General features: G+C 37.1%; 24 protein-coding genes and 1 other annotated feature. Of the genes, 1 reads left to right on the top strand and 23 read right to left on the bottom strand.

The genetic code is table 11. The features are described 5' to 3' along the window. Window positions 1–19 precede the first annotated feature (19 nt). From BAQ44_RS03190 to BAQ44_RS03135, 11 genes are all read right to left on the bottom strand, one after another. Window positions 20–526 carry a GNAT family N-acetyltransferase gene (locus BAQ44_RS03190; protein WP_000469127.1) on the bottom strand — a complete coding sequence of 169 codons (507 nt, stop codon included), beginning with the start codon at window positions 524–526 and terminating at the stop codon, window positions 20–22. A 309-nt stretch (window positions 527–835) separates the two neighbouring features. Further along, on the bottom strand, window positions 836–1,231 hold the full coding sequence (locus BAQ44_RS03185) for an ankyrin repeat domain-containing protein (protein WP_071720666.1): 396 nt from the start codon (window positions 1,229–1,231) through the stop codon (window positions 836–838). Beyond that, on the bottom strand, window positions 1,198–2,016 hold the full coding sequence (locus BAQ44_RS03180) for an ABC transporter ATP-binding protein (RefSeq protein WP_071720665.1): 819 nt from the start codon (window positions 2,014–2,016) through the stop codon (window positions 1,198–1,200). Before BAQ44_RS03180 ends, BAQ44_RS03185 begins: the two co-directional genes overlap by 34 nt. Beyond that, complete coding sequence (locus BAQ44_RS03175; protein ID WP_071720689.1) at window positions 2,003–3,031, bottom strand: FecCD family ABC transporter permease; 1,029 nt, start codon at window positions 3,029–3,031, stop codon at window positions 2,003–2,005. The genes BAQ44_RS03180 and BAQ44_RS03175 overlap by 14 nt, the downstream gene beginning before the upstream one ends. A gap of 5 nt (window positions 3,032–3,036) precedes the next feature. Further along, the gene (locus BAQ44_RS03170; RefSeq protein WP_071720663.1) at window positions 3,037–3,984 is read right to left on the bottom strand and encodes an ABC transporter substrate-binding protein; all 948 of its coding nucleotides are present in this window, start codon (window positions 3,982–3,984) and stop codon (window positions 3,037–3,039) included. A 157-nt stretch (window positions 3,985–4,141) separates the two neighbouring features. Next, window positions 4,142–4,369, bottom strand: coding sequence for a YrhC family protein (locus tag BAQ44_RS03160; protein WP_033656403.1), 228 nt, complete (start codon window positions 4,367–4,369; stop codon window positions 4,142–4,144). Window positions 4,370–4,495: 126 nt separating this feature from the next. Further along, window positions 4,496–7,099, bottom strand: coding sequence for a bifunctional acetaldehyde-CoA/alcohol dehydrogenase (adhE, locus tag BAQ44_RS03155; protein WP_071720658.1), 2,604 nt, complete (start codon window positions 7,097–7,099; stop codon window positions 4,496–4,498). 258 nt (window positions 7,100–7,357) lie between these two features. Then, entirely contained in the window at window positions 7,358–8,491 is a 1,134-nt protein-coding gene (locus BAQ44_RS03150; protein ID WP_061677223.1) for a bifunctional cystathionine gamma-lyase/homocysteine desulfhydrase, read from the bottom strand. A 3-nt stretch (window positions 8,492–8,494) separates the two neighbouring features. Beyond that, window positions 8,495–9,418, bottom strand: coding sequence for an O-acetylserine dependent cystathionine beta-synthase (locus BAQ44_RS03145; protein ID WP_061677221.1), 924 nt, complete (start codon window positions 9,416–9,418; stop codon window positions 8,495–8,497). A gap of 82 nt (window positions 9,419–9,500) precedes the next feature. Continuing rightward, window positions 9,501–10,196, bottom strand: a complete 696-nt coding sequence (mtnN, locus tag BAQ44_RS03140) for a 5'-methylthioadenosine/S-adenosylhomocysteine nucleosidase (RefSeq protein ID WP_061677219.1) — start codon at window positions 10,194–10,196, stop codon at window positions 9,501–9,503. 14 nt (window positions 10,197–10,210) lie between these two features. Next, the gene (locus BAQ44_RS03135; RefSeq protein WP_000536334.1) at window positions 10,211–10,849 is read right to left on the bottom strand and encodes a class I SAM-dependent DNA methyltransferase; all 639 of its coding nucleotides are present in this window, start codon (window positions 10,847–10,849) and stop codon (window positions 10,211–10,213) included. Window positions 10,850–10,985: 136 nt separating this feature from the next. On the opposite strand from BAQ44_RS03135, the gene BAQ44_RS03130 reads away from it, so the two are divergent. Beyond that, complete coding sequence (locus BAQ44_RS03130) at window positions 10,986–11,201, top strand: YrzA family protein (RefSeq protein WP_000010984.1); 216 nt, start codon at window positions 10,986–10,988, stop codon at window positions 11,199–11,201. A 35-nt stretch (window positions 11,202–11,236) separates the two neighbouring features. Here BAQ44_RS03130 and BAQ44_RS03125 read toward each other — a convergent pair whose 3' ends face one another. The 12 genes from BAQ44_RS03125 to alaS all read right to left on the bottom strand — a co-directional run bounded on the left by BAQ44_RS03125 (window position 11,237) and on the right by alaS (window position 23,322). Beyond that, entirely contained in the window at window positions 11,237–11,884 is a 648-nt protein-coding gene (locus tag BAQ44_RS03125) for a YrrS family protein (RefSeq protein ID WP_071720656.1), read from the bottom strand. A gap of 116 nt (window positions 11,885–12,000) precedes the next feature. Further along, entirely contained in the window at window positions 12,001–13,755 is a 1,755-nt protein-coding gene (locus BAQ44_RS03120; protein ID WP_071720654.1) for a peptidoglycan D,D-transpeptidase FtsI family protein, read from the bottom strand. A gap of 92 nt (window positions 13,756–13,847) precedes the next feature. Next, window positions 13,848–14,324, bottom strand: coding sequence for a transcription elongation factor GreA (gene greA, locus BAQ44_RS03115; protein WP_000179964.1), 477 nt, complete (start codon window positions 14,322–14,324; stop codon window positions 13,848–13,850). A 278-nt stretch (window positions 14,325–14,602) separates the two neighbouring features. Then, on the bottom strand, window positions 14,603–15,241 hold the full coding sequence (gene udk, locus BAQ44_RS03110) for a uridine kinase (RefSeq protein ID WP_000537082.1): 639 nt from the start codon (window positions 15,239–15,241) through the stop codon (window positions 14,603–14,605). A gap of 17 nt (window positions 15,242–15,258) precedes the next feature. Continuing rightward, window positions 15,259–16,539 (bottom strand): peptidase U32 family protein, encoded by a 1,281-nt coding sequence (locus tag BAQ44_RS03105; RefSeq protein ID WP_061677215.1) that lies wholly within the window; start codon window positions 16,537–16,539, stop codon window positions 15,259–15,261. 18 nt (window positions 16,540–16,557) lie between these two features. Next, window positions 16,558–17,487 (bottom strand): peptidase U32 family protein, encoded by a 930-nt coding sequence (locus BAQ44_RS03100; RefSeq protein WP_061677214.1) that lies wholly within the window; start codon window positions 17,485–17,487, stop codon window positions 16,558–16,560. Window positions 17,488–17,494: 7 nt separating this feature from the next. Beyond that, window positions 17,495–18,136: an O-methyltransferase gene (locus BAQ44_RS03095; RefSeq protein ID WP_000389094.1), complete on the bottom strand. Its 642-nt coding sequence runs from the start codon at window positions 18,134–18,136 to the stop codon at window positions 17,495–17,497. A gap of 202 nt (window positions 18,137–18,338) precedes the next feature. Then, on the bottom strand, window positions 18,339–19,409 hold the full coding sequence (gene mltG, locus BAQ44_RS03090; protein ID WP_061677213.1) for an endolytic transglycosylase MltG: 1,071 nt from the start codon (window positions 19,407–19,409) through the stop codon (window positions 18,339–18,341). Window positions 19,410–19,628: 219 nt separating this feature from the next. Next, window positions 19,629–19,907, bottom strand: a complete 279-nt coding sequence (locus tag BAQ44_RS03085) for a DUF1292 domain-containing protein (protein ID WP_071720652.1) — start codon at window positions 19,905–19,907, stop codon at window positions 19,629–19,631. A 12-nt stretch (window positions 19,908–19,919) separates the two neighbouring features. Then, a complete protein-coding gene (gene ruvX, locus BAQ44_RS03080) occupies window positions 19,920–20,333 on the bottom strand; it encodes a Holliday junction resolvase RuvX (protein WP_061677211.1) in 414 nt (137 codons plus the stop codon). Between the two features lie 3 nt (window positions 20,334–20,336). Then, window positions 20,337–20,603: an IreB family regulatory phosphoprotein gene (locus tag BAQ44_RS03075; RefSeq protein ID WP_000348590.1), complete on the bottom strand. Its 267-nt coding sequence runs from the start codon at window positions 20,601–20,603 to the stop codon at window positions 20,337–20,339. A 76-nt stretch (window positions 20,604–20,679) separates the two neighbouring features. Next, window positions 20,680–23,322 (bottom strand): alanine--tRNA ligase, encoded by a 2,643-nt coding sequence (gene alaS, locus BAQ44_RS03070; RefSeq protein WP_061677209.1) that lies wholly within the window; start codon window positions 23,320–23,322, stop codon window positions 20,680–20,682. Window positions 23,323–23,362: 40 nt separating this feature from the next. Further along, window positions 23,363–23,582: a binding site (T-box leader), on the bottom strand. Window positions 23,583–23,792: the final 210 nt, after the last annotated feature.

Below are 23,792 nucleotides of genomic sequence, written 5' to 3'. Positions count from 1 at the left end.
AGATGCAATTTACCCTTTTTCATCCAACGCGCTTAATGGAATAAACGAGAACATCCATACCATGAAATGAAGTTGTTTTCTCATAACTAAGTCCTGTTTTTCTAGCAACAAAGATGGAGGCCGGGTGGTCCGGATTAATAAGAGAAATTAGTTTATTCATTCGTAACGCTTGGAAGCCATAGTCTCGAAACGCTGCCGCTGCTTCTTTCGCATACCCTTTTCCCCAATACTGAGGCAGTAACCAATACCCAATTTCAATTTCCTCTTTTCCATCTATCTGCTGCTTTACTAATCCTGCATGACCAATTCGTATTCCTGTTTCCTTTTCAATCAATACAAATAAACCAAGGCCGTTTTTATAGCTAGGAATCACCCACTCCTCCAAACTTTTTTTACATTGCATATATGTTTTTAACGTCCCATTTCCAATATAGCGCATTACCTTCTCATTTCCCCATAGTGAAGCGTAGAACTGTAAATCATCCATTGTATATTTACGAATTTGTAAACGATCTGTATGAAACATCTCTGCACTCCTTCCCACTCATTTGTGCTTAACTACACGACCATGTTTTGAATATATACTAAATGTTACTGTCTATTATAAAGGAACTAGCAACAAAATACAGAATATTCAATCTCAAAGGAATTAAAAAAAGGCAGTAGACAAATATTGTCTACTGCATCCATATCATAACTAGCATAAAGAAAACTACAATTGAGGGGGGTGTAGGATTTTCAAATATACTAGATACTTATCCCGTTCTAACGGGCGGTAAACTTTTCAATTATATGAAAGTGAAAAGTTTACCGCACATAAGAACCTTTGCGGTCATTAAGAGAGTACCGTTAAGTACTCAAACACACGCTGCGCTTTTTCTCCACCCATTCGTGCATGTTGAAGAAGGGAAATACCATGTGGACCCGATGCACGCAATGCCTCTGGTTGTGCCACTAAAATAGCTTGTACGACTTCTAATTCTCCAAGCATCGCGGCTGCGAAAATATCCATTCGAGCACCCTTTTCTAGTAAATAGAGAGCAATATCCTTACGACCTACATGTGCCGCTGCTCCTAACGCACTTTCCCAATCTGATCCGCCCCAATTGTAAGAGGCATGAAGTAAGCTTGGTGATTCAGCCAACAGTTCTTGTACTTTTTCTAAATCTCCGTGAGCTGCCATAACAAATTCTCTTACTAACTCAATGGTAATACGTTCTTCTGTTCGCATCGCGATTCTCTCCTTTTAGAAATTCTTTTCGGTGTAAAAAATGGCTTATCGCTTCCTTGAAAAATATCTACCTCGATGCCGAACACACGTTGAAACATTTCATGACATAACACTTCTTCTGGTATACCGTCATACTGAAGCTGCCCTCGCTTTAATACAAGTAAACGATCACTATATTGAGCCGCTTGGTTAATATCATGTAAAACCATTACAATTGTCATGCCAAACTCCTCATTTAACCGTTTCACAAGTTCCATTACTTCCAATTGGTGAACGATATCCAAAAAGGTTGTTGGCTCATCTAATAATAAGACATTTGTACGTTGTGCTAGCGTCATTGCAATCCAGGCACGTTGTCTTTCTCCTCCTGATAAAGATTGTAAAAGACGATATTCATACCCTCCAAGATTTGTAACTGACAATGCCCAATCAACAATTTCTTCATCTTCTTTATTTAAGCGACTGCTCCATGATTTATGAGGGCCTCTTCCAAATTCGATTAATTCTTTCACTGTTAAATCTAATTGATGATCATGCATTTGTGGTAACATCGCTAATTGCTTCGCTACATCGGCACTTTTCATCGTATGAATATTTTTTCCATCTAGAATGATATCCCCTTCGCTTTGTTTAAGTAGTCTTGCCACTAAACGAAGCAAAGTAGATTTCCCAGATCCATTCGGCCCAATTAAACTTACGACCTCTCCAGCTTTAATATGTACATTCATATTTTGCATTTGAAATCTTTCAGAGTGTGCGTAAAACACTTTGTTAACGGAAATCACTTCGTTTTCCTCCTCTATGAATTAAATATAAGAAGAACGGACCGCCTAAGAAGGATAATAAAATACCAACAGGCAATTCAATTGGATCGAACCAACTTCGAGCTATCGCATCCGCGAAAACAAGTAATATCCCTCCGCCAAGACATGATAATGGCAATAAATATTTATAATCATTTCCAACTAATAAACGTAACATATGTGGTACGACAAGACCGACAAATCCAATAAGACCAGAAACACTAACCGCAATTCCAGCTAATAATGTACTTACGACTATTAAATAAAACCGGCTTCTCTCCACGTTATGACCTAATAATTTCGCCATTTCATCTCCAAGCATTAATACTCGAATATGTTTAATACCAAAGAAGGCTAATATAATAGCGAATATTGCATAATAAATAATCATGTTTAAATGTGCCCAACTTACACCACCAATGCCACCTGCTAACCATGGCAACACGGATTGTACTTTATCACTATGTAACAACATTAACGCTGACGTGGCTGCACCAATTAATGCATTGATTGACACACCTACTAAGACAATCCTTGAAGGTGGTGCCCCCTTTTGCCATGATAAAGCATAAATGACCATCGCCGTTATGAAAGCTCCTAAAAATGCTCCGAGCGGTAAAAAAGCCATATGCTGAGGGAATAAAATCATAATTACAATTGCTACAAGCCCTGCTCCAGATGAAACCCCGATTATACCAGGATCTGCAAGAGGGTTTCTCATAACCCCTTGTAGCAGGGCACCAGATGCTGCTAAACATGTTCCTACTATAAATCCAACGAGCACTCTCGGTATACGAAGATCCCATACAATTCGATGAACTGTCGAATCTTCATCTTGTATCCCTATCAGAATATCTCGTAATGAAAAGGATAAACTTCCTGCGAAAAGACCGTAAAAAAGACCTAAAATCGTTAATACTACTAAAGTAACTGCTACTATCCATCTTTTTTTCGCAAAAGGATGTTCCTTTTCCCTTACTACTTCACTACTTTCCATACGTATCATTTCCTTACATCTTGTATACTTTTATACATAAAGTCCATCGCTTCTGTAACTTTTGTTCCCGGATTTGATCCAAATAAGTCGGGGGGCAAAATCACTACACGATTTTGTTTTACTGCATCTAAATTTTTCCACGCTTCATTTTTCATCATTTCGCCTTCAAATGCTTTTTTAACGCTACTTGGATCTCCATGTGTAATTAAATAAATCACATCTGGATTTGCCTCAATAATACGTTCTACACTTAACTGCGCATATTGCGGATATTCCTTCATTTCCGGAAATTCAGCTGCAATATTTTTCCCGCCTGTTTTTTCTAAAATATCACCTGATAAAGATGTTGGTAATGCCGCTAAATAAGTACCTGGTGCTCCATACACTAGCAATGCTTTCACATCGCTTTTTTTCTCATATGTCTTCATTTGATCATTAATCTTTTGGTTAAGTTCTTTTGCTTTATCCTCTTTCTTCATAATTGTTCCGTATAATTCAATATTCTTTTGAATATCTTGTACAGAATTTGCAGAAGAAATCATTACTTTCGTTCCTTGTCCTTCAACCGTTGGAACATTCTTTTGGAACCCATTATTAGCAATAAGTACATCCGGTTTTAAGCTAGCAATTTGCTCAAAATTCGGCTGATGTGCATTCCCGATTACTTGTACTTTCTTTATATCCTCTGGAAGCGTTATTTTTGCATCCGGACGACCTACTATTTTCCCACCTAATGCGTGAATAATATTCATGTCTCCCATACTTAATGTTGCAAAACTCTCTGGCACTTTATCGAATGTTACCTTTCTTCCTGACAGGTCGGTAACTTCGATTTTCTCTTTTCCTTTTTCTGTTTTTGTTGCAGATGCTTTTTCGTTTTCCTTTGCATTGCAACCTATTAACAAGAAAAAAATAGATAAAATCGCTGTGAATAGCGTAATAGATTTTTTCATTCTTTCACCTCTAACTGATAATGATAATCATTAACTACTATTCTACTTTAATTGATAAGGATTATCATTGTCAATATAAAACGCATACATTTTCTAGAAAAAACAAAAAGCGTTACAAAAAAGATTCCTTCTTTTTGTAACGCTTTATTTATTAATATTATTCACATTCATTTCCCTCTAACTCGTCTCGCATCACTTTCACACGCTGAAAGAAAAAGAAGGATAAACTTAAAAATATAACGATGCTCCCCATCATAACAAAAGATTGTATTGCTTCTTTTGCTCCATTCGGTATCAACAAGCCAACCATTAACAATGTACTTACAGCGAGCAGGATTTGTCCGAACCGAGTATAATCTGCTATTTTTTCTTGTAATTCTTTCATCATATTTTCACTCCTTCATTTCACTGTATCATATTCTATTACACTTAAAGACAAGTAAATACCGACATTCTGGGAGATGTTTTCCAAAAGAAAAAGAGCCGCTTTATTGCGACTCTTTCACAAGCATTACTCCCCTTTATATGCTTCCATATAAATTTCTTTCAGCTCTGAAATGAGAGGTAATTTGGGATTAGCTGTTGTACATTGATCTTCAAAAGCTCTTTCTGCTAATAATCCAACAACCTCTTCAAATTGGTCTTTAGCAACTCCTTGTCCTGCAATACTCATATTTATATTTAAGCTTTTTCCAAGCTCAATAATTGCTTGGACGAGTGATTCCACACCTTCTGCTGTTGAACCTGCTGGAAGCCCGAGCATTCTCGCAATATGTGCATAGCGCTCATCAGCTACAAAGTACTCATATTTTGGGAACAATGCGTGTTTTCTTGGCTTAATAGCATTATAGCGAACTACGTGCGGCATAAGAATTGCATTCGCACGCCCATGCGGAATATGAAATTCTGGTCCAATTTTATGTGCTAAGCTGTGATTAATACCTAGGAAAGCATTTGCAAATGCCATCCCTGCGATTGCAGAAGCATTATGCATTTTTTCCCGTGCTTCTTCGTCATTTCCATCTTTAAATGCTCTTGGTAAATATTTAAATACGAGATCAATGGCCTTTAATGCTAATCCATCTGTATAGTCATTTGCTAGAACAGATACATACGCCTCGATTGCATGCGTTAATACATCCATACCAGTGTCTGCTGTTACATGTGGTGGTACTGTCATTACAAACTGTGGATCAACAATTGCTACATCTGGTGTTAATTCATAATCTGCGAGTGGATACTTTATATTATTTTTCTTATCTGTAATAACCGCGAATGGTGTCACTTCTGATCCTGTTCCTGATGTTGTTGGAATAGCAACAAACTGTGCCTTACTCCCTAATTCCGGATATTTACATGTACGTTTTCTTATATCTAAAAACTTCTGTTTAATTCCATAGAATGTTGTTTCTGGGTGCTCATAGAAAAGCCACATCCCTTTCGCTGCATCCATCGCTGAACCACCACCAAGTGCAATAATTACATCTGGCTTAAAACTTCTCATCATTTCCGCCCCTTTAAAGACAGTTTCATCTGATGGATCTGGCTCGACCTCAAAGAAAACTTCAACTTTTACATCATTTGCATGTTTACGTAAATAATGCGTAACCGTATCTACATATCCGTGCTCAACCATTCCTGGATCCGTTACAATAAATGCACGTGAAATGTTAGGCATATTTGCTAAATATGCTGTCGCATGTTTTTCAAAATAAATTTTTGGTGGCAATTTGAACCACTGCATATTCTTTTTTCTATTTGCCAACCTTTTTATATTTAATAAATGCGTCGCTGTTACGTTTTGAGAAACTGAGTTTTTCCCATACGAACCGCAACCAAGCGTAAGTGATGGAATAAATCCATTATATATGTCACCGATTCCACCTTGTGATGAAGGGGCGTTTACAATAAGACGGCAAGCTTTCATACGTAATCCAAATTGCTTTTGTACTTCTTTACTTGTAGAATGAATGACTGCTGAATGTCCTAGGCCACCAAGGTCTAACATGTCTTCGCAATATATAAATCCCTCTTCTAGTGAATTTGCTTTTACACAAGCTAATACTGGACTCAGTTTCTCACGAGATAGTGGATATGCTGCTCCGATACCTTGTATTTCAGCTACAAGCATTTTTGTATTTTCAGGCACAGTAATTCCAACTAATGCGGCAATGTACTGTGCGGATTTCCCTACAATATCACTATTTACTGCACATGTATTTTCATTAATAACAAGCTTTTCTAATTTTCTTCTCTCTTCTTCTGTTACAAAGTAGCAATTGTTTGCAATCATTTCTGTTTTCACATCATCATAAATTTCCTTGTCTACAATGATTGCTTGTTCTGATGCACAAATCATACCGTTATCAAATGTTTTTGATAAAATTAAATCATTAACAGCTCGTTTTATGTGCGCTGATTTCTCTATATAGCATGGTACATTACCAGGACCTACGCCTAGCGCTGGTTTTCCAGTAGAATAAGCTGATTTCACCATACCTGCTCCTCCAGTTGCCAAAACAAGCGCAACACCTTCATGGTTCATTAATTGTTTCGTTGCTTCGACAGAAGGTTTTTCAATCCACTGAATACAATGTTTTGGTGCACCGGCCTTCACCGCTGCATCGTATACTGTTTTCGCCGCTGCAATGGAACAGTTTTGTGCTGAAGGGTGAAATGCGAAAATAATTGGATTTCTCGTTTTTATCGCGATTAATGCTTTAAACATTGTTGTCGATGTGGGATTCGTTACTGGCGTTACCCCAGCTACTACACCGACAGGTTCCGCAATTTCTATTATTTCTTCATGAGGATCTTCATGAATAATCCCTACTGTTCTATCTTTTTTTATGCTATGCCAAATATATTCGGTAGCAAAAATATTTTTAATACATTTATCTTCATATACACCACGACCCGTTTCTTCAACAGCCAACTTCGCAAGCGGCATATGTTGATCAACACCTGCTAATGCCATTTCATGAACAATGTTGTCAATTTGCTCTTGTGTAAAACTTTCTAATGCTTGTAAGGCCTTTTGACCGTTATTCACTAACGTATCAATCATCTCTTTTACTTCCTGCATTTCATTTACAACTTTCTCTTTGACTACCATGTAAATTCCTCCTATTCTGCTACCGTGGACTAAATAAGACCCTGTAGGTCATAATAAGTCCCGATTAGCGCAAAAAAATAGAGTTGCTTTCCTACATGAACCTCATTGTTTGTGAAATATTTCACAAGTTTGTTCGTGAGTAACACTTCATGAACTTAATATACATGAAACTATTTCATTTGTGTATGTCTATTTTGTGAATTTTTTCACAAAATAACATAATAAAAATGCACTGCCTATATAAGCAGTGCATTTTTATTATGCTAACGCTTGTGCTAAATCTTCAATTAAATCTTCACCGTCTTCAATACCGACAGAAATACGAATTAATGTATCTGTAATTCCTAATTCTTTGCGGCGATCTGCTGGGATTGATGCATGTGTCATTTGAGATGGGATAGAAATCAAACTTTCTACTGCTCCTAAACTTTCAGCAAGTGTAAAGTATTGTAATTTCTCTAGTACTTTATTTAATGTTTCTTCACTATCTACATCAAATGAGATAATAGCACCAAATCCATTTGCTTGTTCTGTTGCTAATTCATGGTTTTGATGTGATGCAAGACCTGGATAATATACTTTATTTACTTTTGGATGGTTATTTAAAAACTCAGCAATTGCACGTGAATTCGTTTCATGCTCTTCCATTCGAATTCCTAATGTTTTTAAACCACGAAGTAGTAAGAAGCTATCTTGCGGGCCAAGAATGCCTCCTGTTGAGTTTTGTACAAAGTGAAGGTCTTCTGCTAATTGCGGGCTATTTACAACTACTAGGCCTGCAACTACGTCACTATGACCTCCTAAATATTTCGTTGCACTATGAAGTACAATGTCTGCTCCTAAAGAAATCGGCGACTGCCAATATGGCGTCATGAATGTATTATCGATAATTGTTAATAAATCTTTCTCTTTAGCAAGAGTAGATATTTTCTTAATATCAGTAATTTTCAGTAATGGGTTCGTTGGTGTTTCCACATAAATCGCTTTCGTGTTTGGACGAATTGCTTCTACAACTTCCTCTAGATTTGTTGTATCTACAAATGTATGCTCAATACCGAAGCGGTTTAATACTTTTGTGATAACGCGGTACGTTCCACCATACACATCATCTGTTAAAATAACGTGGTCACCTTTTGAGAACAACATAATTGTAGCTGTAATAGCAGCCATTCCTGAACCAAATGCAAAACCAGCATGACCGTTTTCTAATACAGCAATCATTTCTTCTAAAGCTGCACGTGTTGGGTTTCCTGTACGTGAATATTCATATCCTTGATGCTTACCAACTGCTTCTTGTTTGTACGTACTTGTTTGATAAATCGGTACATTTACAGATCCAGTTGAAGGTTCTCCTATGCGAATACCATGAATTAACTTTGTCTTTGCTCTCATTTTTTATTCCCATCCTTTGTATATGTCTTTACTTAAATAGCGCTCACTACTATCAGGAAAAATCGTTACAATGTTTGTACCTGGCGCCGCTTTCTCTGCTTCAAGTAAACTTGCATGAAATGCTGCTCCTGACGAGCTCCCAACAAGCAGTCCTTCTTTTTGGGCTAATTCCTTCACTCGTAAAAATGCATTTCGATCAGAAATTGTATGAATTTCATCAAAATAAGATGTTTTCAAAAATGGTGGGATGAATTCAAGGCCAATCCCTTCTGTTTCATGCGAACCAGCTTTACCACCATTTAAAATGGACCCTTCTGGTTCCACAATAACCGTTTTTATATCTACATTTTTTTCTTTCAAATAAGATGCAGTCCCCATGAATGTACCACCAGTTCCTGCTCCAGCAACAAATATGTTAATCTCTCCGTTCAGTGCCAACCAAAGTTCAGGACCTAGTGTTTTGAAATAAGCACGCGGGTTTGCTTCATTCGCAAACTGACTTGGAGAGTACGAATTCGGTATTTCATTTACTAATTCTTTTGCTTTCGCAATTGCACCGGTCATTCCTTGCTCAGTTGGTGTATGCACAACCGTTGCGCCTAGTGCTTTCATTAATTCTTGTTTTTCAATACTAAATTTCTCTGGTACACAAACAATAACGCGTAAATCATGTTGTAACGCTGCAAGTGCCAGTCCAATACCAGTATTTCCAGCAGTCGGTTCAATAATTGTTCCACCCTGGGTAACAAGCCCTTTTTCTAGTGCATCTTCGATTAATTCTCTTCCTAAACGGTCCTTAACGCTTCCACCTGGGTTATAAAATTCAAGCTTTGCAAATAAACGGACCCCTTCTGGAAGTGAAAAACGAGTAATTTCTACAATTGGTGTATGACCAATCAACTCATGAACTCCACGATATACATTCATCGTGTTCTCCCCCTTATTTGCCAATAAAGAAAAGGCAACTGTATGTATTTTCTTTATATGAGACAGTTGCCTTTTTGTTACATTACTTTAACTCTTCTAGTACTTTTACGATAAAGTTTGTAGAATGAAGAGCTGCTTGATCTAAAAATTGATCAAATGAAACATTTGATTCTTTACCAGCAATATCAGAAAGTGCACGAATAATAACAAACGGAACTTCATATTGGTGGCATACTTGTGCAACAGCTGCTGCTTCCATTTCTACTGCATAAAGATCTTCAAATTTATCACGAATTGCTGCAACACGGTTCGGATCACTCATAAATGAATCACCTGTTGCAATCATACCTTTTACAACTTGAATATTTTCTTCTGCCTGCATACATTTCTCAGCTAATGCAACTAATGCTTCATCAGCTTTGAATCCAGGCGGCATTCCTGGTACTTGACCATACTCATAGTTAAATACGGTTACATCTACGTCATGATGACGAACTTCTGTTGAAATAACTACATCTCCAACATTTAGAGAATGATGGAAGCCACCAGCTGAACCAGTATTAATTACTTTTTCAGGCTTATATCTTTCTAATAAAATTGTCGTTGACATCGCTGCATTTACTTTACCAATACCAGACTTTAACAAGATTACTTCATGTCCTGCTAATTGTCCTTTCGTAAATTCACAACCCGCAACCGTTTCTGTTTCTGCTTGTTCTAATTTGTCACGTAAAATACGTACTTCTTCTTCCATTGCTCCAATTACAGCAATTCTCAATCTAATCCCTCTTTCTATTGCTTAGTTGCCTCCATTACCCAAACGAAATGATTTAATCTCGTAAAGGTTACATGGAAGCCATTGTTTTCAAAAATAGACTGCATGACCGGAATACGTGTATAGTATTCCGTTTGCAAATCGTTTGCTAACTGATGGAAACCTCTTTGTTTTGCTGTTTCAACAGTTTTATCATATGCATCTTGATCTGCAAATATCGTATCAGCAAACACTATTTTACCACCTTTGTTTAGCAATTGACTATACTTCGCAATCGCTACATTTTTTTCATCATCTGTTAAATGATGAAATGCATAGGTGCTTACTATGGTATCAATTGAATTTGGGACTTCAAACGAAAGAAAATCACCTTCTGTAATGGAAAACTCTTGCGGTAATTTCTCTTTTGCAATCATACGCATTTCACGTGACGGTTCTATACCGTAAACTGTGCGGCCAGCAAGTAATAATTTATTTGTTAAATTACCTGTACCAACACCAAATTCTAATACATTACCAAATGACTTGTTAACTACATCCTCTAGAATGTCCTCATAACGGGCGAAAACTTCTTTATATTGTATATCTTCGCCTTGTACAAATGAGTCGTACGTATGAGCCCACTCATCAAATAAACCATTAAATTCTGTACCCATAAAAATTCCCCTTTTTCTTATCGGTTTTATCAGTATAATATGCCCTCTTTCCAAAAATGTCAATTGAAATGTACATGGTATTTCCTTCTTTTCTTTGTTACACTATAGTTGATTACATAGGAGAGGGGTCGTCTTCGTGTCATTTACCTTTGAAATGTTAGAAGATAAAGTAGAGTTTTTCGAAGCAGGAGACTTAGCTTCTTTGGAACGAAAAATTAGTGAACAAATCGATAATAATAAAGCACTTATGCTTGAAGTTCATCACATCTCGCATCAAATGGTTATGGATCCCGAAAGCAAAAGACCATATTATAGCGCGGTTGTTCATTTTAAATTAAAGAAATTACGCTAACTAAAAAAGAGAAGCCCCTAAGGAGCTTCTCTTTTTTAGTTTAGAGTTTGAACAAGTACTGGTTTCCAGCCCTCATTGTCTACCCAATCAATATTCACATAATATTTTTTGCCTGATTGTTTATCTTGTACGTTACCGTAAGCTTTATTCTTACCGTTATTTCCAATTCTATGGATAATTAATTGCTCTACTGGAACGTCAATTGCAGCTGAAATAGCTTGATTCATCTCATTCCAATCTGCTGTACCTTTTTTAAACGTCATCGCAGGTGTTGCACCTTGCTCTGTACCTACTGGCTTCCAAGAAGGTTTCGTATAAGCGTCAGTTGCCTTTGGCTGTGTTTTTTCAGCTGATACTTTCTCGTTAGCTTTCGCTTCTTCTTCAGCTTTTTTCTGTTCTTCTTCAGCCTTTTGCTTCTCTTCTTCCTGCTTCTTAGCATCTGCCTTATCTTGCTCGTTCTTCTTCGTCTCTTCTTTGCCTTTAGCTTTCTCAGCCTTATTCTCTTTCGTTGTTTGCTGAGCTACTTTTTTATCACTAGAAGACGCTTGTTCTTTTCTTTCAGGAACAAACAATTGATATGATACAATAGCTACTAATATTAATACAATTGCAATTGCAATATTTAAAACACCGTTTTGACGACGTTTTTGTTGTTTCTGTTGGAATCTAGATCCTCCTGCCATTCTTCAAACCTCCATGCAGTTTTTCATACTTGCTATTGTAACATTAAATCTAGAAAGGTTGAACATTTACAATAATATTTTCACGAAATGAAAACATTTCACTATGAATTGCAAGATTACTTTTCATTCTCTAATCGATAGATTGATTCTACGATAGCTTTGAAAATAGGTGTAACTTTATTTTCACTGCTATTCGTTTCTATATCCACGACAACTAAAGCATATCTTGGATTTTCATATGGAAAATAACCTGCAAACCAACGATTCACTTTCGCCCCTTTTCCTGTTTGCGCTGTCCCAGATTTTCCGGCGACACTTAGTGGCAACGACCTGAATGCGGCTCCTGTTCCTTTCTCTGTTGTTACAACGCCCCTTAATAACTCTTGTAATGTTTTCACCGCTTCATACGAAAGCTGTTTTCCACCTAATGTATGGTCTTCAAATGTATAAAAGTCCGTTCCATTTTTATATATTATTTTTTCTACAGCTTTCACTTCCATCTTTTCTCCATCCCTAGCAATCGTCGCCATCATATTTGCAATCGCTAGAGGTGATATACGTACATCTTTCTGTCCAATTGCTGTTTGCGCTACCGCCTTTTTACTATTCTTATTTCCTTCACTTCCCCAAATCGTAACCTTCTTCTCCTCTGGCATTTGCTCAAAATGAGTTGTATGAAATACAGAACCTTTCCATCCAACCTTACCAGCGGCTCCTAACGCTGCTATGTAAGTTTCTAACACCATCTTATCCTTTTGTATTAGCTCATTACCTAACTCTGAAAATGTCCTGTTACAGCTTCTAGCAAAGCTCTCTTTAAAACTAAGTGTACCCATCATAACTTGCGGGTGGTCTTCACCATATAAATCTTGATTACAATTAAATGTACGATTCAACACATTTTCATTTTGATCAATCACTGCTGCTGCCACTATTGTTTTAAAAACAGAACCGGGAAAATGTGGTGTTAACATTTGATTTTCAAGTGTAGTTGTATATAAACGCTCATCCTTCACCTGTACAGACGGTTTACTGACCATCGCTAAAATTTCATTTTTCTTTACATCAAGTAATACTAGTCCTCCCTTCTTTATTTCGCTTGCTTCAACCACTTCTTCTGCTTTTTGCTGTAATCCGTTATGTAAAGTAGTTTGAATCGTCACCGGATAAAATGGATTTCCAGGCGCAGTATATTTCGCTTGTTTTCCAAAAATCGGTTCTCCTTGTCGGTCCACTTGATACAATACTTTTGCCTCTCCATCGGTCAAAAGAAATTCATCAAATGATTGCTGCAATCCTGAAATGCCAATTGGCGTTTGCCTTGAAATATTTCTTACTTCTCCGTATCGTTTTTCAAATTCTCGTTCATTCTCCCCCACATCGCCAATTAAATGATTCACCCTGTCAGTTTGCCGTAAACGAACTTCAGCTGCTACAATACCTAATACATTTAATTGATTCACCTTCTCCATCTGCTCTCGTGCCAAGTGAAATGGACCATTTCCCCTTTGCATGATAAATGCACTTTTCTTGTCTTTCATTTGACTTTCAATCTCTTGTCTCGACACACCAATGATATGCGCAATTTTCTCTAACATGTCATTTTTTATTTGTAGAAATGGAAAAACAATTAAAACAGGATACTTTTTCTCACCTATTTCCTTACCGTTCCGATCTATAAAATGGCCTCGTCCATCATCTACCGTAATGGACTGCGTCCGTTGTGTAACACTTTTTTCAATTAAATTTATCTTACGGTCTGTAAATGATTCTGTATCTATAATTTGTATTTGAATTAAACGACAAAGTAAAATAAACATGACACCTATAAAACAAATTAAAACAATTGTAATTCTCCGTTTTATTTTCATAAAAAAACACCTCGTCTATTATAGTTTGGACGGAGTGTTTCATCTTTTATACAAATAAAAAAATCACTCGCTTTTACACGAGTGATTTTTTATTATTTTACAGAGATAATCTCTACTTGCATTTCTCCACCTGGAGTTTGGATTGCTACCTTCTCACCAATTTGCTTACCTAATAAGCTTTTTGCAATTGGAGAATCGTTAGAAATTCTTCCTTCAAACGGATCTGCTTCTGCGCTACCTACGATTGTGTAAGATTCTTCATCTCCACCTGGTAACTCTTTAAATGTTACTGTTTTACCTAATGTAACAACTGTAGACTCTTCGCCATTATCTGTGATGATAACTGCGTTACGAATCATGTTTTCTAATTGTGTAATACGTCCTTCTACGAACGCTTGCTCATCTTTCGCTGCATCGTACTCAGAGTTCTCAGAAAGATCTCCGAAGCTACGTGCAATCTTAATGCGCTCTACAACCTCTTTACGTTTTACCGTTTTTAAATCTTCAAGTTCGTTCTCTAGCTTTTGCTTACCCTCTTGCGTCATAGGGTATGTTTTTTCTGTTGCCATATTTTCCACTCCTTTTATATACCAATCCCCCGAAAAAAAGAGGAGTTCCATATGAAAACTCCCCCACTTATATGTATAGCGGAGGTTTCTAGCACGCCTGTACTAGCGGAGTTGTCACATACAACCCCGTATTCCCAATTCTTCTTTATATAAAGAAGATATGTATGGAAAGTTGATATAAATATGCCCTCACCTATATATAGATGAGGTTGCATGTTTCATTGTATTCGATAGGAAGGGAAAAAATCCCTTCCTATCGTATATCTTTTACTATGCTATTACAAATTTACTTTTTGTTCAAGAATTGTTGCAATTTTTGTCACCATAATATCAATTGCAACATGGTTTTGTCCACCTTCAGGGATAATAATATCCGCAAATTTCTTAGAAGGCTCAATAAATTGATTGTGCATTGGACGTACAACACTTACGTATTGATCAATAACTGAATCCATCGTACGACCGCGCTCTTTAATATCACGCTGCATGCGGCGTAAAATACGAAGATCTGCATCTGTATCAACGAATAGCTTAATGTCCATTAACTCACAAAGACGTGGGTCTTCTAAAATAAGAATTCCTTCTAAAATGATTACATCTTTCGGCTCAACTGGAATAACTTCTTCTGAACGCGTATGCAATGTATAGTCATATACAGGCTTATCAATTTGCTCATATGCAAGCAACTGCTGTAAATGTTCAATTAACAGATCATTATCAAACGCAAGCGGATGATCATAATTTGTTTTTAAACGCTCTTCCATTGGTAAATGGCTTTGATCTTTGTAATAATAATCTTGCTCTAAGATTAAAATAGAATGACCTTTAAAATGGTCAAAAATCGCTTTCGTTACACTCGTTTTACCTGATCCCGAACCACCAGCAATTCCAATTACAACAGGCTTATTCGTCCCCATTCGACTATCACTCTTTCTTATTGAAGTATGTTTTTGCGCATCATATTATTCACATACACTGGTTGATCCACTTTGAATTTCACGATTTGCAACGGATGTCTCGCTGCATCTAATTCGTTTCCATCCTCATCCCAAATTTTCTCCACCGTCTGCGTAAAGTTTTCTATTTCTGGTCCAAAGAACTCCACTTCATGTCCTGGTTTGAAATGATTACGTTGCTCAATCGTTACGATGCCCGTTTCTTCATTATAATCTAACACTAAACCAGCGAAATCATACGTTGTTTTCTTACTATGATTTCCAAACATTTGCTCTTGATGTCCTGGAACCCCTTCAAAGAATGCGGGAGCTGTATCACGATTTGCACATTTATCAAGCTCATCTAACCATTCTTGTTTAAACTCAAAATTATCCGGATCAGCACAATACGCATCAATTACTTTACGGTATACTGTTGCTACAGTCGCTACGTAATGGATTGATTTCATACGTCCTTCAACTTTTAAGCTATCAATTCCAATTTCAATCATTTTCGGAATTGATAAAATTAAATTTAAGTCTTTTGGACTCATTGCAAAGTGAGCATCTTCTTCTTGGAATAGAGGCAACTCTTTTGCATCTTTATGTTGTGATACTGTTTGAACTAAGTCATAGTCCCAACGGCAAGATTGACAACAACCACCACGGTTAGAGTCACGTGCTGTCATATGGTTACTTAACGTACATCTGCCTGAATATGCGATACACATTGCACCATGGACGAATGCTTCAATTTCAATATCCACTTTTTCTTTAATTTCTTTCATTTCTTCATAGCTTGCTTCACGAGCTAATACAAGACGATGTAAACCTTCTTCTTTCCAATACTGTGCTGCTTTCCAGTTGGATAGTGATTGTTGTGTACTTAAATGCACTTCAACAGAAGGCGCTACACGTTTACAAGTCTCAATAATAAGCGGATCAGCAACGATAATTCCCGTCACGCCAGCTTTTTCAATCCCTTTTAAATATTCCTCTAGCCCGTCCATATTTTCATTATGTGCAAAGATATTTGTTGTTACATATATTTTTGCTCCATATTTCTTTGCAAATTCAACACCTTCTGCCATATCCTCCAGTGTAAAGTTACCTGCATTCGAACGAAGACCAAATTCTTGTCCACCTAAATATACAGCATCTGCCCCGTAATGGATAGCTACTTTTAATTTTTCTAAGTTACCCGCAGGGATTAACAGTTCAGGTTTCTTCACAATAACGCGTTTGCCATCGACTACTCGTGAAATTTCTTGTACAGTCATTTCCTACACCCTCCTCGTTTAGTAAACCGTCTCTTTAAAGAAGAATCCCGTGTCTAACGGACGATTCACTGGTTGCATTTCTTCTATCTCTTTATATAAATCGTCTTTCACGTCATAATACGCATCACGATCTTCTACACATAAATCAATTGCTTTACGATATTTCTTCGTTACCTCAATAATGTATGCAGAGCTTTTTAGTACACCATCAATTTTTAAGCTAGCGACTTCAGCATCAATTAGCTCTTCTAACTCATCGATGAAACAAATATCGTTTGGACTCATAATGTGAGTGCCATTTTCATCTTCATAAATTGGATATTTATTGTTACGCTCTGGGTCATATAGGAACATATTCTCTTCATATTTTTTCTTTTCAATGTCAAGATTACGTCCTTGGTACTCAAAGTAGTTTCCTACTAATGAACGCTTCGATTGGAACATACAAGTCATACCGTGAATTTGTACTTCAAGTTCCACTTCAGCATTTTCTTTTAATTCAACAATTTCATCTAAGCTAAGCTCACGAGCTAATACAGCACGTTTTGCTCCCCTTTGTCCCCAGTAGTTACAAGTAAACCAGTTAGTTGCTGTTGTTTCTGTATTCCAGTGCAATTGCATATTTGGCGCTACTTCTCGGACCGCCATTAATACTGCTGGATCTCCGAAAACAATTGCATCTACACTTACTTCGTTTAAAAATGCAACATAATCTGTTAATTCATCTACTTTATCATTGTGAAACATGGCGTTCATTGCTACGTATACTTTCACACCATTTTCATGTGCAATCTTCACAGCTTGTTTCACATCTTCACGTGAAAATTCCCCTGCTAAACGTAAACCGAACTTTTGCTCACCGATCATTACCGCATCAGCTCCTGCTTTCGCAAGAGGTTCAATATCCGCCACTGCTTTTGGCGTTACTAACAATTCAGGTTTCTTCATACCTTGGTCACCCTCTCTTTTTACTAACAGCTACTCCATCACCAATTGGGAAAATCGTTGTATCATATCCTTCATGATTCATAAGCCATTCATTGTACGTCTTAATACGACGGATTAAACCACGTGTACGTCTGTTTTCAATTTTCTCTTTTGTCGTTACAAGCCCATGATACATAACATTATCTGAAATAATTACGCCACCAGGATTTAATAACGGTTCATATAAGTCAAAAAAGCGACGATATTGTCCTTTTGCTGCATCAATAAAAATAACGTCAAATGTTCCATGTTCTTCTACTTGCTCGCCCGTTTCTAACGCATCACCGTAAATAACGGAAATACGTTCTTTAACTGGTGAACGTTCTATATATTCAAGTGCTTTTTCATATCGCTCGCGATTGCGTTCAACTGTCACAATACGAGAATTTGGAATAGCTTGCATCATACGAATACTAGAATAACCAATTGCTGTACCAAGCTCTAAAATACTTTTTGGTCCAATTAAACGTAAAAATTGCAACATAAATTCCATTCCAAGTCGATCCATAATCGGCACATGATTTTCTTTCGCATAGTCTTCCATTTCAAGAATTAATTTATCTTTCGGATCAATAAATGATAATAGGTACTCGTTAACTGCATCCTCCATAATGGTCCTCCTTATTTACATGGAGAAGTGCCTCTATGACGTCTTTTCACACATAGAATGCAATAAAAATACAAGCCATTTTCACCCTTAGCTTGTACGTCCCGTTTTGATATTAAAAACGATTCTTCTGCCAGTTTTTAACCCGATATATTTTACCATAAAAAAGAGGGATGTGCGACCTTTTTCGCTATCCCTCCCCATTTCACTGTTTTTTCGTAATATATTTTTGCTTTAATGCATTATGCTCGTCTAATGTTTTCGCATAGTACACTTCACCAGTTGGTGCAGCTAAGAAATAATAATAATCTGTTTGCGCAGGTTCTAACGCCGCCTCCACTGAATGTTTACCCGAGTTTGCGATTGGACCAACTGGCAATCCTTTCACAACATACGTATTGTATGGTGAGTTTATCTTTAAATCTTCGTATAATACACGTTGTTTATGCTTTCCAAGTGCATATAATACCGTTGGATCAGTTTGCAGTGGCATACCTTTCGCTAAACGATTGTAAAAGACACTAGAGATCTTTTGACGATCTGTAAAGCCTGTTGCCTCTTCTTCAATAAGTGAAGACAATGTTAAAAGCTGATGAACATCCCAGTTTTTCGCTTTCATTTTTGCCTCGTTTTGAACAATGATTGCATTCGTTTTCTCAAGCATTGGAATTACGATTTCTTCTAACGTCGTATCTTTTTTATAGAAAGAATACGTCGCAGGATATAAATAACCTTCTAATGGATATTTAATATTGCTATCAAAGATTTTATCCGTTAATAACTTCGGATACTTTTGCTGCATTTTTTGAATAAATGCTTTATCGTTTAATTGACGTACAACATCATCTTTATTCCACTTTAATTCGTTTGCAACCGTTTCTGCAATTTCAGTTACTTGCGCACCTTCTTTTATCGTCACTTTATAAAGAGCTGGACGATGAACGTTACCAGATGACATTTGTTCAATCACATCTGAGGCACTCATTGAAGGATTTAATAAATATGTACCCGCTTGTAAATTTTTCGATTTAGCCTTTGTATAAAAACTAAAAACTGTACCGTTTTTCACAGCACCTTTTTCTTCTAAAATCTCACCAATTTTACTAGTAGATGACCCCTTGGGAATTTCTACTTCAATCTCTTTTTTATTCCCGCTATCAACTGGTCCTAATGCGGATGAAATATACGCATAGACTGAACCACAAACTAAAAGCAGTGCAATAATCGAAAATAAAAAAAGACGTCTACGCTTCTTTTTCACTTGATTCTCTATCAACACTCTTCCTCCTTAATTAAATTGTAGACCGCATGTATATCTTTCTATACAACACGACATAAAAACACAATAAATTTATTTATCTTTTTTAGATAGACATTTTATTTTTCTACAATCCGTCTCATTATACTACAAAGGATTGCAAGGTTTCGACAAAAAATCTTTCATTTTACATATAAAAAAAGATGGACTATATGTCGTCCATCTTTTCAGTACTTATTATTCAGCTTCTTCCTCATCAGCTAGAGTGTTGAACATTTCTTGTACCATTTCCCACTCTTCTTCAGATTCGATTGGAAGTAAACTTCCGCCCTCTTCTTCATTTTGCTCATAAGCCATTGCGTCATAAATTGGGTCTCCATCTTCGTCTACTTCACCGATTGGAGAGAAGACTACGTATGATTTTTTGCCAAATTTTTCAGCATCAAAAGTGAAAATAATTTCACATAAATGTTCGTTACCTTTTTCGTCTACAATTGTAATTTGATTTTCTTCCATTTTGGTCACCTCTTATTTACTATCTAAAAATCCTTGTAAGATTACGACTGCAGCCATCTTATCGATTACTTGCTTTCGCTTCTTACGGCTTACATCAGCTGAAATGAGCAGACGTTCCGCTGCCATCGTCGACAAACGCTCGTCCCACATTACAACGTCTAATTGTAACAGCTCTCGTAGGTTTTCTGCAAATTGTTGGCACGCTTCACCACGTGGGCCAATTGTACCATTCATATTTTTAGGTAAACCTACTACTATTTTGTCCACATTGTACTGCTTTACTAACTCAGAAATACGGTCAAAACCAAAGTTGCCTCGTTCTTCGTTAATCCTGATTGTTTCCAGTCCTTGCGCTGTCCAGCCCATTTCGTCGCTCATTGCAACTCCGACTGTTTTTGTACCTACATCTAAACCTAATATCCGCATAAACTACTCCTCACGATGATGTTTCAAGTAAGACTTCACAAGCTCTTCAATTAACTCATCACGTTCAAGCTTGCGAATGATGCTGCGTGCATCTTTATGGCGAGGTATGTATGCTGGGTCTCCACTTAATAAATAACCGACGATTTGGTTAATCGGATTATAACCTTTTTCTTGAAGTGCATCATACACAGTTAAAAGTACATCATTAACATGGACACTCTGTTTTTCATCTTGAATGCTAAACTTCATTGTTTTATCAAAACCGTCCATTTCAAGCACCTCACTTATATAGTAAGTATAGGGAGAAGAACTTCTCCTCTCCCTACCATTGTACACTACTATCTCTTTATTTTGAAACAGATTTAACGTACTCTTGTACAAATGCTAAAGCTTCCTCAACTTGCGCTGGGTTTTTACCGCCCGCTTGTGCCATATCAGGACGGCCACCACCGCCACCGCCACAGCGAGAAGCTACTTCTTTCACAAGTTTACCAGCATGGTATCCTTGGCTAATTAAATCTTTCGTTACGCCAGCTAAGATGTTTACTTTATCATCATTTACAGACGCTAATACGACAACTGCAGATTCTAATTTATTTTTTAGGTCATCCATCATCGTACGTAAGTTGTTCATATCTGCAACATTTACTTTTGCTGCTAATACGTTCACACCATCAACTGTCATTACTGAATCAGTTAAGTTTCCAGCTTCAATATTGCTTAATTTTGCTGCAAGAGATTCGTTTTCTTTTTGAAGTTGTTTTACTTCAGCAAATAAACCATCCACTCTTGTTAAAATATCTTTCGGATTTGTTTTCATTTTTCCTGCTGCTTCTTTTAATAAACCTACTTGATCGTTCATTAATTCGTATGCAGACTTACCAGTTACCGCCTCAATACGACGAGTTCCTGCACCGATACCAGACTCAGCAACGATTTTGAAAATACCGATAGAAGCTGTGTTATCAACGTGACAGCCACCGCAAAGCTCTAAGCTGTAATCGCCAACTTGTACAACGCGTACAACATCACCGTATTTTTCACCGAATAATGCCATTGCGCCCATTTCTTTCGCTTCTTCAATTGCTTTTTGAGAAATCTCAACATCAATACTTTCCCAAATTTTCTCGTTTACGATACGCTCAATTTTTTCTAATTCGTCAGCTTGTACTTGACCGAAGTGAGAGAAGTCAAAGCGTAAACGTTCAGAAGTTACAAGAGAACCCGCTTGGTTTACGTGCGTTCCAAGTACGTCTTTTAACGCTTGGTGTAGTAAGTGAGTTGCTGTATGGTTTTTCACAACGCTACTACGGTTCTTTGTATCAATGATTGCTTTCACAGCAGCATCTTTCGTTAATGTACCTTCTTCAACAACAACTTTGTGCAAGTTTTGGCCGTTTGGTGCTTTTTGTACGTCTTTTACAAGAACTTTCACGCCGTCAGCAAGAAGGTAACCACGGTCTGCAATTTGTCCACCGCTCTCAGCATAGAATGGTGTTACATCAAGCATTAATTGTCCTTCTTCGCCAGCTTGTAAGCTGTCTGTGTATTCGCCGTTTTTCACAAGTGCAACAACGTTACTTTCTGTTGCAACTGTACCGTAACCAACGAACTCACTCGCTACTTTCACTTCTCCAAGGACACCGCCTTGAACTTGCATAGAGTCAACGTCTTGACGAGCAGCACGTGCGCGCTCACGTTGTTTTTCCATTTCATTTTCAAAGCCTTCTTGATCAACTGTCATACCAGCTTCTTCTGCATATTCTTCTGTTAATTCAATAGGGAAACCGTATGTGTCATATAGACGGAACGCATCTACTCCAGAAATAACAGTTGTTTTTTCTTCTTTTGCTTTTGCGATAACTTCAGCTAAAATTGCTTCACCATCATGAAGTGTTTCGTGGAAACGCTCTTCTTCGTTTTTCACAACTTTTGCGATGAAATCTTTCTTCTCAAGTACTTCTGGGTAGAAGTCTTTCATTACTTCTCCAACAACCGGCACTAATTCAAACATGAATGGACGGTTGATATTTAATTTCTTCGAATAACGAACAGCGCGGCGTAATAAACGACGTAATACATAACCACGGCCTTCGTTAGATGGAAGAGCACCGTCACCAACAGCAAATGTTACTGTACGGATATGGTCAGCAATTACTTTAAACGCCATATCTTTTTCTAAGTCACCATTACGATACTTCTCACCAGAGATTGATTCTGTTGCACCAATCATCGGCATGAATAAGTCTGTGTCAAAGTTTGTAGGTACATCTTGAACGATAGATGTCATACGCTCTAGACCCATCCCTGTATCGATGTTCTTCTTAGGGAGTGGTGTATATGAACCATCTGGATTATGGTTAAATTGAGAGAATACAAGGTTCCATACTTCTAAGTAACGCTCATTTTCTCCGCCTGGATATAATTCTGGGTCACTAAAGTCATTACCGTAAGCTTCTCCGCGGTCATAGAAAATCTCTGTATTCGGTCCACTTGGTCCTTCACCGATATCCCAGAAGTTTTCTTCTAAACGGATGATGCGCTCTTTTGGAACACCCATTTTCTCATTCCAAATTGTGAATGCTTCTTCATCTTCTGGATGGATTGTAACTGAAAGTAATTCTTTATCGAATCCGATCCATTTGTCGCTCGTTAAGAACTCCCAAGCCCAAGTAATTGCTTCTTCTTTAAAGTAATCACCGATTGAGAAGTTCCCTAACATTTCAAAGAATGTATGGTGACGAGCTGTTTTCCCTACGTTTTCAATATCGTTTGTACGAATTGATTTTTGAGCATTTGTAATACGTGGATTTTGCGGGATTACACGTCCATCAAAATATTTTTTTAACGTTGCTACACCACTGTTAATCCATAAAAGAGATGGATCCTCATGTGGAACTAGTGATGCACTAGGTTCTACTGCATGTCCTTTTTCTTGGAAAAAGTCTAAAAACATTTGACGAATTTGTGCGCCTGTTAGTTGTTTCATTGTATTTTCCTCCTTAAATATAAAAAACTCCCGCCCCTATAAAAGGGACGAGAGTTAACTCGCGATACCACCCTAATTATGAATTGATTACTATAACAATCAACTCATCACCTCATGGTGCCGTAACGTGGCAAAACGGCAGTGATTAGCTGCTCTCAGGATTAGCTTTCTGTTACCCTTCATTTAAAGCTTCTTTCAGCCATATGGAAGCTTCTCTCTATAAATGGACTGTAACGTACTTGTTCCGTCATTGATTTAATGTATTATATGACTAAATATAATAGAATTCTCTTAAGTTTGTCAATGTAGATAATCATTTATATTATATCAATTGCTTATTAATCATAGCTATTCTACTAGTCATTCTTAACAGCCTTTTCATATATTATGCATGTATTAACAAATTGTACTACCTCTACAAATTTTTCTGAATATTATATTTTTGTTATAATTAAATTATCAACAATAAA

Origin of the sequence: Bacillus mobilis (assembly GCF_001884045.1) — a bacterium.
Classification (GTDB): Bacteria; Bacillota; Bacilli; order Bacillales; family Bacillaceae_G; genus Bacillus_A; species Bacillus_A mobilis.
The sequence above is the reverse complement of the archived record's forward strand: the minus strand, read 5'-3'. Positions and strand labels throughout refer to the sequence as shown.